The organism is Enterococcus diestrammenae (assembly GCF_049384045.1).
Taxonomy (GTDB): domain Bacteria; phylum Bacillota; class Bacilli; order Lactobacillales; family Enterococcaceae; genus Enterococcus_C; species Enterococcus_C diestrammenae.
Window position 1 is genome coordinate 13,787 of record NZ_JBMRGR010000007.1, and the last position, 13,454, is coordinate 27,240.

9 protein-coding genes are annotated in these 13,454 nt (G+C 45.4%); 1 reads left to right on the plus strand and 8 read right to left on the minus strand.

The genetic code is table 11. The features are described from left to right. Positions 1-144: 144 nt before the first annotated feature. The 8 genes from ACO03U_RS06350 to ACO03U_RS06385 form a co-directional block, all read right to left on the minus strand. Positions 145-2,334: a transglutaminase-like domain-containing protein gene (locus ACO03U_RS06350; protein ID WP_204686861.1), complete on the minus strand. Its 2,190-nt coding sequence runs from the start codon at positions 2,332-2,334 to the stop codon at positions 145-147. Next, positions 2,331-3,401 carry a DUF58 domain-containing protein gene (locus tag ACO03U_RS06355; protein WP_204686860.1) on the minus strand — a complete coding sequence of 357 codons (1,071 nt, stop codon included), beginning with the start codon at positions 3,399-3,401 and terminating at the stop codon, positions 2,331-2,333. Before ACO03U_RS06355 ends, ACO03U_RS06350 begins: the two co-directional genes overlap by 4 nt. Further along, complete coding sequence (locus ACO03U_RS06360) at positions 3,398-4,342, minus strand: AAA family ATPase (protein WP_204686859.1); 945 nt, start codon at positions 4,340-4,342, stop codon at positions 3,398-3,400. Before ACO03U_RS06360 ends, ACO03U_RS06355 begins: the two co-directional genes overlap by 4 nt. 246 nt (positions 4,343-4,588) lie before the next feature. Next, entirely contained in the window at positions 4,589-5,593 is a 1,005-nt protein-coding gene (lplA, locus tag ACO03U_RS06365; RefSeq protein ID WP_204686858.1) for a lipoate--protein ligase, read from the minus strand. 83 nt (positions 5,594-5,676) lie between these two features. Further along, complete coding sequence (locus ACO03U_RS06370; RefSeq protein ID WP_204686857.1) at positions 5,677-6,417, minus strand: MBL fold metallo-hydrolase; 741 nt, start codon at positions 6,415-6,417, stop codon at positions 5,677-5,679. Positions 6,418-6,567: 150 nt separating this feature from the next. Beyond that, positions 6,568-7,653: a M42 family metallopeptidase gene (locus ACO03U_RS06375; RefSeq protein WP_161870077.1), complete on the minus strand. Its 1,086-nt coding sequence runs from the start codon at positions 7,651-7,653 to the stop codon at positions 6,568-6,570. Positions 7,654-7,852: 199 nt separating this feature from the next. Further along, positions 7,853-9,910 carry an ABC transporter permease gene (locus ACO03U_RS06380; protein WP_204686856.1) on the minus strand — a complete coding sequence of 686 codons (2,058 nt, stop codon included), beginning with the start codon at positions 9,908-9,910 and terminating at the stop codon, positions 7,853-7,855. Then, on the minus strand, positions 9,900-10,667 hold the full coding sequence (locus tag ACO03U_RS06385; protein WP_161870079.1) for an ABC transporter ATP-binding protein: 768 nt from the start codon (positions 10,665-10,667) through the stop codon (positions 9,900-9,902). Before ACO03U_RS06385 ends, ACO03U_RS06380 begins: the two co-directional genes overlap by 11 nt. 497 nt (positions 10,668-11,164) lie before the next feature. Here ACO03U_RS06385 and nrdD point away from each other — a divergent pair, with 497 nt between their 5' ends. Beyond that, the gene (gene nrdD / locus ACO03U_RS06390; protein WP_204686855.1) at positions 11,165-13,360 is read left to right on the plus strand and encodes an anaerobic ribonucleoside-triphosphate reductase; all 2,196 of its coding nucleotides are present in this window, start codon (positions 11,165-11,167) and stop codon (positions 13,358-13,360) included. The last annotated feature ends 94 nt before the right edge of the window (positions 13,361-13,454 follow it).

Consider the following 13,454-nt stretch of genomic DNA (forward strand, 5'->3'; position numbering starts at 1 on the left):
CACTTTCCTACTTTGTCTTCCTTTAAAAGCTAGACCAGCAACTTAGTCTTCCTTTGCCATTTGATGGTCTAGCTAGCGTCAGATCGATTCCAACGGCGCCAACAACTCACCTTTTCCAAACATCAGCTCCAAAGCTTACGGGCATTAACGCTGCGTTTTTTTCAAGGCGGTGAGTTGATCCGCCACTAGCCATAGTAACTCACGACTGGCCGCCCCCAGCTCGCGACCTTGGTACAGGTGCTCTTCGTAGGTTTTCGTCAATTGACTAAAGGCGGCAGTCTCGGGATAGGCTTTTGCCAGTTTTTCGCTATAGCTCGTCAAGTCTTCTGAGGATTGTCGCGGCAGCCATTTTTCCGCCTCTTTCAATAAGAAGAGATAACCCTGTTCATAGGGGCGCCGATACAAGTGGAGCCTAAGCCAGAGACCTAGCTTGATCTGAAAATACCAGAGACAAGTGCCCCCTGCCACGATCACTAGCGCAAAGGCAAACAGCAGTGCCACTTGCCAGAGTTTCCATGTGCCAATCCGACTCTTTCCATTTGGATCGGCTTTTCCTGCTGTGTCACTAGTCAGAGCACTTTCACTAGTACTCTGACTAGTAGTCTCTGAAGTTGCCTGACTTTCACTACTGTTGGACTCAGTACTAGTGTCAGCTACACCAGCGGCAACTGATTCTTCAGTAGCAGCCTCAGCATTGCCTGGTCGTTGAGGATTACTAAAGGAAGGGGTGGGTTCAAAAGGCACCCAGCCAAAGCCTTCAAAATAAACTTCCGGCCACGAATGGGCGTTTAAATTTTTAATTTCATAGGTTTTCCGTTCATCAAAACTTGGAATCGCTGTCCCCTGACTAAACCCTTTTGCCCAACGTGCTGAAATCCCTAAGCTTCGGAGCATCGTTACCATCGCCGTCGAGAAATTATCACAGTAACCAACTTTGGTTTCAAATAAAAATTGATCCACATAATCCTGATCCGGCAACGGTGCCACGGCATCCACTTTGGAATAACGAAATGCTTCAGATTGACTCAAATAGCTTTCCACAGCAGTCACTTGGTCGTACAAAGTTGTCGCTTCTGCAGTGACTCTCCCGGCTAACTCTCGGATCCGCGTAGGGAAATTAGCGGGTAACTGCAGATAATCAATCGTATCTGTCGAAGGATTGGTCAACGGAACCTTTTGCAAACTAGCAACATCATAAATCGGTTCTAAGGAGGCAATTTCCACACTTGGTTCCCCACCACCTCGGGCTAATAAATCCACCCGCCGCTGATCTGGCGCATACACAAAACCAGCAAAGCCAGCAGCCAAATACACCTGATTGTACCCATAAGGTAGTGGCAGATAGTTTTCTTCTTGATGAAAGGTCAGATCAATATGCTGAACCTCCAAAAAGGGAACCCCTACCGCTTCAGCATCCAAGGTAAACTGGCTCTCCATAATAACTTGGCCTTCACTTGCAGTTGTTCGCTGCCAGCCTTTGCCAGTATAAAAATCCTTGCTATCCACCCGCCAATAATGAGGTCGTAACTGTTGGGCCTCAAACAATACGGTCTCATCATCTAGCAAGGCCCCTCCTAACGCTTCATCATCTTCACTAAAGCCGGTCCGACTATTGCCCCCCACGCCTACTCTTTCGATATAGCTATATAAACCCGCAGCATTAAAATAATCTCGTACCGCAACGGTCTGGGCCGACAGCCGGTCTCGCACCAGGGCATCTGGTACTTTATTAGCAGCAAAACCTAACACTCCCAAGAGGATGGCAGCTGCCAACAGGTAGCTAAAATTGGCCTGCCCGCCTCTTTGGCGATGCTGTTTCAAACCAGAAGATAGCAAGCCACAGCCACAGACTAGCAACAGCTGCCAAACCAAATCCAAGTGATTAAACACCGCCAACATCGCCAAATACAATAACAAACCACTGTAGCTCACTAAAAAATGCTCATAATTAATGATTAAAAGGGCTAAAAGAGCTACCCCGCTAAAAATCAAACTAAAGGCCAATAACGACGGGGTGCGTCCCAAGCCATCTTGTTGTACTGCGAAAACCAGAGGACGCAGTTGCCGTTGTAAAGCGACCAACCAATCAAGCCCAAAACTTTTTCCTAAAGGGTAGTATTGGTATCCCGCTACTAACAAAGCGAGTAAAGCAAAAGGTCCCCGCATCCAGAATCGTGGGAGGGCGACAAAGATAAAACAAATGATACCGACAAGATAAATAGCTGTTTCACGATCATTAAACCGATAAACTGCCAAAAACTGATTCATCACCACGGCTAGCGCCACAAAAGCCGCCAAACCATAAAACCCTTTCTGACGAATGCGTGCGATCATCGTTCCTCCCTCCCCTCTGCGGGAGTTTTTTCTTGTGTAGCAGTCACCTCAGTCCTTGTTTTTAAACTGTGAGAAAGACTGACCAAATCATAGAGCTTCACTTGATTGGTCCGCTCCCAATCAGCGATTTGAGCGGTCAACTGGGTATCGGGTTGGGACGAGCCGGTAAATACTAATAAGGTTTTATTTTTAAAGGCAAACAACTCGGGCTTCTGCTCAAACCCCTTGGCGGCAGCAAACACGCGGTCTCCTTGTAAAAACTCACCACCAGCAGCCGTCACCAAATACTGCTGAATAGCCAACAGCCCAGCTAGCTGTTGTTGCACGCTAAAATAAGCCCTTAGCTGCGTTTCAAAAAACGGCCCCGCTTCTCCCCAAAAAATGAAGACAACTGGTGATTCTTGCTTTTCTTGATACTCCCGGATCATCAACTGCCGACTTCTGGCGGTTAATTTCCAGTCAATCTGTTTGAGGGAGTCGCCTCGATGATACTCCCGATGGTTCCGAATCTCTGCTGTTCGCTCACCAAACAAGGTCATTTGCTGCTCTTTACGCAGGCGTGGGACAAACTGCGCCATCGACTCATCGACAGCCGGCAAAACCACCAATTCACTGGGTAAGACATATTTGCGGCTTTTTTGGAACAAACCAAACCAGTCTCCCGCTGTCACTAGCACTGACAAATCCGGATAAATCCCGCGCTGCAATCCTTCAATCGGAAAGTTCAAAGTCAGCCTTTGCCCATGATAAAAGCTCCGAAAAATAGGCTGTTGGGCATGTTGGGGGAGGCTTACACTGAAAGCAGGCACCCAAAACCAGCCACGGCTTTTGACGGTAACTGGCAACAAAAAGGTTGTGCCGGCTTGGGTCCAAAACGTTTCAGGAACCGTCAATTGCAATTGCCGGAGGGGAAAGACCAGCGTCACCAAATTTAGCAGAATAAAGCCCACATAAAAGAGCCATAACAGCCAACCAGAAGTATTGTTAAAAATCACAGCATAAGCAGTTAGCAATGCAAAGCCCAATAAGACAAGGAAAAACTTCCCTCCTTGCTTCAAGCGATTCATGATTTTTTCCTGATGGGAACCACCACTTGTTGCAAAATTCCCTCCAGGACCTCCGTCATTTTCCTTTGAGAAACCAGTCCCCCTTGTAAAATCAAGCGGTGACTAAAAACTGCTGGTAAGATGGTTTGCAAATCTTCGGGTTTTACATATTTCCTGTTTTGCACCATGGCATACGCCCGGGCAGCTTTCAAAAATGCGATGCCCCCACGAGGACTAATCCCCAATTCCACACCGGGAAACTCGCGACTTGCCCGTACCAGAGCTAACGCATACCGCAGAACCAAATCATCCACATAGACTTCATCCACCAGCAGCTTCAAGGCGGTTAGCTGTTGGGTGGTCATCACCGGCTGGACCTCTGCTAACGCTTTTTCTTGTTGCCCATTCATTAGCGTCAATTCATCTTCCCGGCTAGGATAACCGATAGCTAAGCGAAATAAAAAACGATCCAACTGGGCTTCAGGCAGCGTGAAAGTTCCTTCATACTCAATCGGATTTTGCGTGGCTAGGACAAAGAAGTTTTCGTCCAATTCATAAGTGTGGTTATCAATGGTGACATGCCCTTCAGACATGGCTTCCAACAAGGCGGCTTGGGTCCGGGGGGCTGTACGATTGATTTCATCGGCTAATAAAACCGTGGTGAACACCGGGCCGGGACGAAATTCAAACCCGCCAGATTGTTCATTATAAATCGACACCCCGGAAATATCACTAGGCTGTAAATCTGGCGTAAACTGCACGCGGGCAAAGCGTCCTTGGATGGTTTTTGCCAACGTCTTGACTAACATCGTCTTACCAACACCAGGAATATCTTCAAATAACACATGACCACCAGCTAACATCGAAGTAAGCGTCATCTCAAGAACTTGTCGTTTGCCAATGACCACCTTCTCCATTTCTTGAATCAAATCTTGAATCAACTGAAATTGCTCGTCATTCATCCTGCTCCCTCGCTTTCATGGATGGGGCTTTTTCTTCATTGTATCGAGATTTCCCTCCTGGTGCAACGAGAAGGGATTTTGGCGATTTTGTAAGATACGACGTCTAAGTGCCACTTCACTTTTTCACCATATACCACCTTTTCAAAGGACCCTCCTTTGAAAACAGAAAATCAGTCAAGGACGCAACTCACCCGGAAAAGCAAAAAAAGCGACAGAGGCTTGGTTTTGCCGCCATCGCTTAGCTGATTAATAGATTAAGTTTAACAACTCGTCTTTTTCAATATTTCCGAAATACTTTTTGACATCGATGGTCTCGATAACCCCTCGCAAGTCTTCCTTCGCATATTTGGTCCCTACTAAGGCATTTTCAACGTCTTGGATTTCCCCTAAACCAAAGAAATCACCATAAATCTTCGCTTCCGTGATATACCCTTGTTCCACATTTAGGCGTACTTCAATGGAGCCAATAGGAAAACGCTGTTGTTTATCAATCGCAAATTCTGGTGATTTGCCGTAGTTCCAGTCCCAATTACGATAGTACTCGTCGGAAATCTGTTGGATTTTTTGCCAATCCGTCTCTGTTAACTCATAAGTCTTCACTTGATCAAGGCTAGTAGCACCAAATACTTTTAGCAGAATCTCCTGACGAAAGTCTTGAGTGGTCATGTCTTGTTTATCAGCAGGTAAGAAAGGCTTAATATTCGTCACTCGGGAACGAATGGATTTGATGCCTTTTGAGGCAATTTTTTCCTGTTTAACTTTCAAAGCATTTACTACTTCTTCAATGTCCGAGTCAAACATGATGGTGCCATGGGCAAACATCCGGCCATTGGTGGCATACATCGCATTGCCAGAGAATTTCTGATCATTGATAACTAGATCATTCCGGCCTTTAAGCTGTGCACCTTCTACCCCGAGCTCATGTAAAGCAGCTACAATGGGTTTGGTAAGCTTTTCAAAATCTCGAAAAGAATTCCCATCGTCAGGCATGATAAAACTAAAATTTAGATTTCCCAAATCGTGATACACCGCACCTCCACCAGAAAGTCGTCGCACCACATGGATTCCGTGAGCCTCCACGTAATCTTTATTGATTTCTTCAATGGTGTTTTGATTGCGCCCAATAATAATGGAAGGTTCATTAATGTAAAACAATAAAATCGGTTCAGCTACTGGCATTTCTTGTAACAAAAATTGTTCGATTGCCAAATTGATACGGGGGTCATTGTTTTCGTTTGGTACAAAAATCATGAAATCGTCTCCTAACCGTTGATGTGTGACGACAGTTGCGCTTTGATTCGGCAACCTGTCGCAGCCAGATCAGGCGTAACGCACTAGATTTCAAACACCTTTTTGATTGCTGCCAAAGCCACCGGCACCTCTTCCCCCCCTGCTTGAAATGCTTCTTCCCGCAGTTGGTTCAGGTCACCGAATTGAGGTAGATGGGTCAAAACTAGTTGCTTCACGCCCGCTGCTCTTGCAATTTCGCCAGCCTCTTGACTGGTTAAATGCGCTTTGTGACGCTCTTGACCGGCAAATAGATAAGTATCCGCCAAAAACAGATCCGCATCTTTGGCAAATTCTGTCAAACTTGCCAAATACCCCGAGTCACCAGTGAATACAAATATTTTACCTGTACTATTTTCTACAAAACGCATTGCATAGCAAGTTACCGGATGTATCGTCTCCATAAATGTAACAGAAAACGGTCCCAGTTCCAACTGTTTTGTTTCAAAATAAGGACGCCCCTCACTGACTTGTGGCATCGTCAGACTAGCAAAATGCTCCTGATCCAAGGTATGACCATAAATAGGTAGGATTTTTTTCGGATCTCGCTGAGGGTGAAGTTGCCAATAATACTGCAAGACTCCCAAATCAGCAATATGATCATGATGGTAATGACTCAAAACCACGCCATCCAAACGTAAAGGATCCCATACTTCTTCTAAGCGCACCAAGGTGGTACTCCCACAATCTAACAACAAATGATAATCACCAGATTGTAACAAAAACCCTGTCGTCCCCCCACCTTGGTAAGGATAAGCTCCCAGACAGCCTAAAACGGTTAACTTCATCGCTTGATTCACACCTTTCCTTAAACGATTTTCTATGCTTAGAGTATCATTTATCTAGCCTAATCGTCCAATTTCCTTTATCAAACTCATTCGTTGCATGGACAAGGTCAAAAAAAGCGCCCTTCAACTTTGAAAGGCGCTTGTAACTATTTAGTAAGAACGGATAGCTTCCACTGTTTCATCGTCCAGACGACGAACCACTTCTGTTACCAATTTTACTGTATTCAAATAATCGTCTTCATGGATCACTGAAGTATGGGAATGCAAATAACGAACCGGCACCGTAATCGCTAAAGAAGGCACGCCGTCGCGAGTCAAATGCATTTGTCCGGCATCGGTACCGCCACCGGTAATCACGGTGTATTGGAAAGGAATGTTCAGCTCTTCTGCCACACCAATCACAAAGTTCAACAGTTTTTTATGAGGAACCATCGAAGCGTCAAAAATCAAGATTTGAGGGCCTTTTCCAAGTTCCGAATCCGCTTCTTTTGGACTCATTCCTGGTGTATCCCCAGCCGTCCCAGTATCCAAGGCAAAGGCGATATCGGGATTTACCATGTGGGTGCTGGTACGCGCCCCTCGCAAGCCCACTTCTTCCATCACGTCACTACCGGCAAAAAGGCAGTTAGGATGGCCTTCTTTGGCTAAGGTTTCCAATACCCGTAAGGAGACCGCCGTCCCGATTCGATTGTCCCACGCTTTGGCCAGCAAAAATTTGCCGCCATTTAAACGTTTGTATTGGATATAAGGCGTCACCATATCCCCTGGACGAATGCCCCACGCTTTGGCTTCTTCTAAAGAACTTGCGCCGATATCGATGAACATCTCTTTAATGTCGTAAGGTTTATTACGGACTTCAGGGGTCAAGACATGAGGCGGTTTTGAACCAATTACTCCGTGAATCAATTCCCCCGCTTGTGTTTTAATCTCCACTTGTTGCGCTAACATCACTTGGCCCCACCAGCCACCAAGGGTTTGGAATTCGATAAAGCCTTTTTCGGTAATTTTGGTCACCATAAAGCCGACTTCATCCATGTGACCGGAAATAAAAATTTTCGGTCCGCCACCTTCACCTACGTGTTTGGCGATGACGCTACCTAATCCGTCGAAGAAGATATCTTCGGCAAACGGTTGGGCATAGGATTTGAAGATTTCCCGCACTTCTTCTTCATTTCCGGGAACTCCTCGTGCAGATGTGAGGTCAATTAACAATTGCTCCTCTTTGTTTTCAAGCATTGCCTTTGCTCCTTTATCAATTAAGTAAGTCCCAGTAGAACAGAAGCCTGTTGCTCAAAAGCTGAGGCGCTTGCTGCGGTCTCGGCTTTGGTTCACTCGACTTGTTCACTGAGCTTCATTTCACTAAGGCGTATTATAGCATGCCGGGTAACTTTTTTGGAAAAAAAGGGGGATAAAAAATGTCCGATGAGAAAACTTTTTAATCGCTTTCCGCAGCCCGGATGAAAAAATGGGAAGTGATTCCATAAGCAAGGACATACATCAAGGCCATGACTACACAAAAGAGGTAAGCCAGCCAGTAGCTTTCACTGTGAATAAACTGGGCCCACACATGGATCGCAAAGCTCGAATGACAGACAATCAACAAAATCGGTGGCGCAAAAACCCAAGCCAGCTGCCGATGAATAATCCCTCGAATCGCTTTGCGGGAAATTCCTAATTTGCGTAAGAGTTGAAAATTCCGGGTCTCATTAGCCAATTGTGAAAACAGGCGGAGCATCATAATGCCAGCGGTCGTCACCGAGATGGTCATTCCGATAAAAACAGCGACATAGACAAAAATCCCCGATTCTCGTCGCAGTTGGCGTAGTTCTTGGTACCGATTGATCAGATTTAGCCGATTATAACTTTGCTGACCGGATTGACTGGTTCCCTTGAGCTGGTTTTGATCGGTACTCAGTTGCCCACTTAATTTCTGGTTGGCATAGGAATACTGGTAATAGATTTCATCCCCCCAACTGGTAGGCAACGTGTCATTTAAAGTCAGCGACCACCCTTTTTCTGCGGGGAGTTTGGCTTCCACCATAGCGATGGGATACACGACACCCGTCGCCTGATCATAAGTTTTCTGAGTAACGACTAAGACTCCCATGCCATAACGCATCTCGGTGTCCCCCAGTAAATCCGGATAAAACTGTTTCACTTCAAGAGTTGGCAATTTCGGTAAAGTAAAGCGATGGTCCACCGTGGTTGTGTTGCGAAATGTAGTGTAGCCATACTCGAACATCACCGCCTCATGGTCATTCTTCAATTGAACCGCCGGCAAGTCCGGGTGCTGTTTGGCGAAGGCGCGGTATTCTTCTTCAGTCAATAAATCATAGAGCTGGACTTGTTGGCTTTTATCCGTGCGCAAAAACAAGCGGGTGGTATGAGCCATGGTCACTTTATAATGCAAGGTAGTGGTGTGGGTCACTTTGCCCCCGAGTTGTGCCAATTGGCTGGCCAGTTTTTCCGTATCTTCTCCCCGCACTTGAAAGTCGCTGGGATTGCTATTGCGCAAGACTTGCGAACGAATGGTCACAAAAGACAGCGCACCAGCTATCACAGTCAAAGCCGCAGCAGTCGCTAAAGTCGCCCAAGCCAAAGAACGCCAGTGACTCAATATTTGAAACGGACTATTCCCGTAAGCATAAAACCGCAAATGTTGATAGGCGTGCTTACGAAACCGTCGCAAGAAGCGAAAAAAAGTCGGTAAGGTAAAGCGAAAGAACAAGTACGTCCCCACCACACATAAGGTCAATACCAAAAATGGGAGCCATAAGATGATGCCATAACGGTTAGTGGCGGAAATATAAGCGATGATATACTCCCGGATAAAAAAGGACAGCCAATACCCGACTAGTAAGCAAGCTAAGCCCAATACGCCTAAAAGTCCCGTCCAGCGAGAGCCCCGCATTTTTCGCAGAATTTTTTGCGACCGCTGCCCGAAAAGATCCTGCAATTGATTCCGTCGTATCAGCCAGGCATTTTGACAAGCAATCCCTCCATAGATCAACAAAAAAGCCAGCAAAGTCCCATAAACCGAAGATAAGGAAAGGTAAAAATGACTCGTCAAATCCAGATCCATGGCTTTTACCAAAATCATGGCAAACAATTTCGAAAAAATGATACCCATCAAGATGCCGGTGACAAAGGCGGCCACATTCATCGCGAAGTTTTCCAAAACAAACTGACTCATAATCCGGCGCTTTCGCAGGCCAAAGAGCTGGTATAAGCTCATCTCGCGGTAGCGCTTGACCACAAAAAAGCGATTGGCACTCAACATAAAGAAGATCAGAATCAGCAGCATCGCCAAATTTCCGAGACTTAAGACGCTGGAGATCTGAATCTCTGGCTGCGCCCGCTGTACCAGAGGTTGGTCTCTTGTCATGGCGGCAAAGGAATAGTAGATCATCACCGCAAAAGTCATACAGATGAAGTAAACTGTATAATCTTTATACTGTTTCAAAAAACTCCGCCAAAACAGTTTAGTGAGCATGACGTCGGCCTCCTCCGCCAATCGTGGCTTGCATATCGATCACCTTATCAAAAAATTCTTGGCGACTACCCCGCTTGACGATTTCTGAAAAAAAGACACCATCTTTAATAAATAAGATCCGATTGCAATAGCTGGCAGTATAGGGATCGTGGGTCACCATCAAAATCGTAACATCATCTTCTTGATTGACTTTGGTCAAGTAATGCAAGAGTTCAGTAGCTGATTTTGAATCCAAAGCGCCGGTGGGTTCGTCAGCAAAGATGACTTTCGGACGGACGACGATGGCGCGGGCAGCCGCGACCCGTTGTCGTTGTCCCACGGAAAGTTCAGCCGGATAACGATCCAACAAAAGACTGATGCCCAACAAGTCTGCTGCCTGATGCAGGCGGGTTTCAATCTCTTTCACCGGTAGCTGATCAATCGCCATGGGTAAGATGATATTGTCTTTGGCTGTCAAGGTATCCAAGAGATTAAATTCTTGGAAAATAAAGCCCAAATCTTGCCGGCGAAAATCACTCAGCTGGCTTTCCCGCATATTGGTGACGTCTTTGCCCGCCACTTCGACAGTACCAAAGGTCGGTAAGGCAATTGAAGCCAAAATATTCATCAAGGTCGTCTTGCCTGCCCCACTTGGACCCATGATGCCGACAAATTCACCTTCTGCCACACTAAAGGAGAGATTGTCCAACACTTTTGTTTCATTAAAACGATTGCCGTAAGTCTTGCTTAAATGTTTGACATCGATAATTTTTTTCATAGACTACCTCTTTCAACTCTGACTTCCTTGGTTTTCTTCATACTATCAAGAATCGCCAAAAACAACAATTCCCATCTTCTTAAACTTCTATGAGCAGTCTTTTTTTAAAGAATTTTTCTGCATTACCGTCAGAACAAGCCTTGTTCGAAAAGCTACAAATTTTTATAGGAAAATGTTTTGCATCCCAGTGTTTTTTTTGAGATGATAGGACAAGCGCAAAGCTTACCCCAGTCTGTTTTCATTCAAATTTTCAACTTCACAAACACAACATCTAGTGTTGTTAATTCGTTTTTATCCAGAAATAACACTATATATAGTTGCCTGTTTCTGATTTTTCAGATATGATAGAATATGACAAATGACCAGCAGACAATCAGGACCGCCATCGCCATTTTTTTGTGAATGGTGTCTTTTTTCACGAGTTTGGTCAGAGGCTTTTTTAGTGAAGACGGGTATCCGACTTCCTTTAAGCTGAACGAAATAAGGAGTGACTCACTATGATGGAATTAAAAAGAAATGAAACAGAGACGTTGGTTCACCCCCGCCTCACCCAGATTAAAATCATCAAACGCGACGGGCGCCATGTGGATTTTGACGACCAAAAAATTTACGATGCCTTAGTCAAAGCCAAAAAAGAAGTCATGGAAGAGCAACCCCTTTCCCCTTTGGATCATGAACGGATTTTGGAAATCGTCGAACGAGTGGATTCGGAAATCGCCGAACGTTTCACTGAAAATGTCAAAATCTACGAAATTCAAAACGTGGTGGAACATATTCTTTTAGAAAAAAACGAGTATGAATTGGCCCAAGCCTATATCAATTATCGTACGCAACGGGACTTTGCTCGTAGCAAAGCCACTGATATCAACTTCACCATCGGCAAATTGATCAACAAAGATCGCACGGTGGTCAATGAAAATGCCAATAAAGATTCCGATGTTTTCAATACACAACGGGATTTAACCGCTGGGATTGTCGGCAAGTCGATTGGCTTAAAGATGCTTCCCCCACATGTGGCCAACGCCCATCAAAAAGGCGATATTCATTACCACGATCTTGATTATCATCCCTACACGCCAATGACCAACTGTTGTTTGATTGACTTCAAAGGCATGCTAAACGATGGCTTCAAAATTGGCAACGCTGAAGTCGAATCACCAAAATCCATTCAAACCGCAACAGCACAAATCTCACAAATCATCGCCAATGTGGCTTCTAGCCAATATGGTGGCTGTTCTGCAGACCGTACCGATGAACTCCTAGCGCCTTTTGCCAAACTAAATTACAAGAAACATTTGGCGGATGCGGAACGCTGGATTGAATCCCCAGAAAAACGAGAAGCCTTTGCTAAAGAAAAAACTCGCAAAGATATTTTTGACGCCATGCAAAGTTTGGAGTATGAAATCAATACGCTATTTACTTCCAACGGTCAAACGCCTTTTACTTCCTTGGGCTTTGGTCTAGGAACAAACTGGTTTGAACGGGAAATCCAACGGGCCATCTTACAAATCCGCATCAATGGCTTGGGTAGCGAACGCCGGACGGCTATTTTTCCGAAATTGATCTTCTCCATCAAAAAAGGAGTCAATTTTGCACCAGAAGATCCCAACTATGACATTAAAGAGTTGGCCTTAGAATGTGCCACTAAGCGGATGTATCCAGATATTTTGAACTACGACAAAATCATGGAACTCACCGGAAGCTTCAAAGTACCGATGGGGTGCCGGTCATTCTTGCAAGGATGGCAAGATGAAAACGGCCAAGAAGTCAATGTCGGCCGGATGAATTTAGGGGTGGTCACCTTAAACTTGCCGCGGATTGCGATGGAAGCTGGTGGCGATTTAGATAAATTCTGGCAAATCTTGGAAGAACGTTTGGAAATTGTCAAAGATGCCCTCGTCTACCGGGTAGAACGCTGTAAAGAAGCTACCCCTGCCAATGCCCCTATTTTGTATATGTATGGTGCTTTTGGTAAACGCCTCAACCGCAATGACAATGTCAACGAACTCTTCAAAAATAAACGGGCAACTGTTTCTCTTGGCTATATCGGTTTGTACGAAGTCGCTTCTGCCTTTTACGGTGGCGCTTGGGAACACGACCAAACCGCTAAAGACTTCACCTTAGCCATCGTCAAAGAACTCAAAGCCCATGCCGATGCGTGGGGCAATGAATACGGCTATCACTTTAGCGTCTACAGTACCCCATCTGAAAGTTTGACGGATCGTTTCTGCCGCTTGGACACTGAAAAATTCGGTGAAGTGCCAAACATCACTGATAAAGACTACTACACCAACAGTTTCCACTATGATGTCCGCAAAAATCCGACACCTTTTGAAAAACTGGACTTCGAAAAAGACTATCCAAAATACTGCTCTGGTGGTTTCATTCATTACTGTGAATACCCGATGTTGCAACAAAATCCAAAAGCGTTGGAAGCAGTGTGGGATTACTCCTACGACAAAGTTGGCTATCTCGGAACCAATACTCCGATTGACCACTGCTACGAATGTGGCTTTGAAGGCGACTTCACCCCTACTGAAAAAGGCTTCGAATGTCCCCAATGTCACAACCATGATCCAAAAACTTGTGACGTGGTGAAACGAACTTGTGGCTATCTCGGAAACCCACAAGCACGTCCAATGGTTCACGGTCGCCACAAAGAAATTTCCTCACGGGTTAAACATATGAAATAAGCAGCACCAACTATTCAGATAACTCTTTAAACGGGATTGTGCCCAAAAGTGTCTTGGCAACTTACGGTCACAGTCCCCTCTTTTACCCCATTTC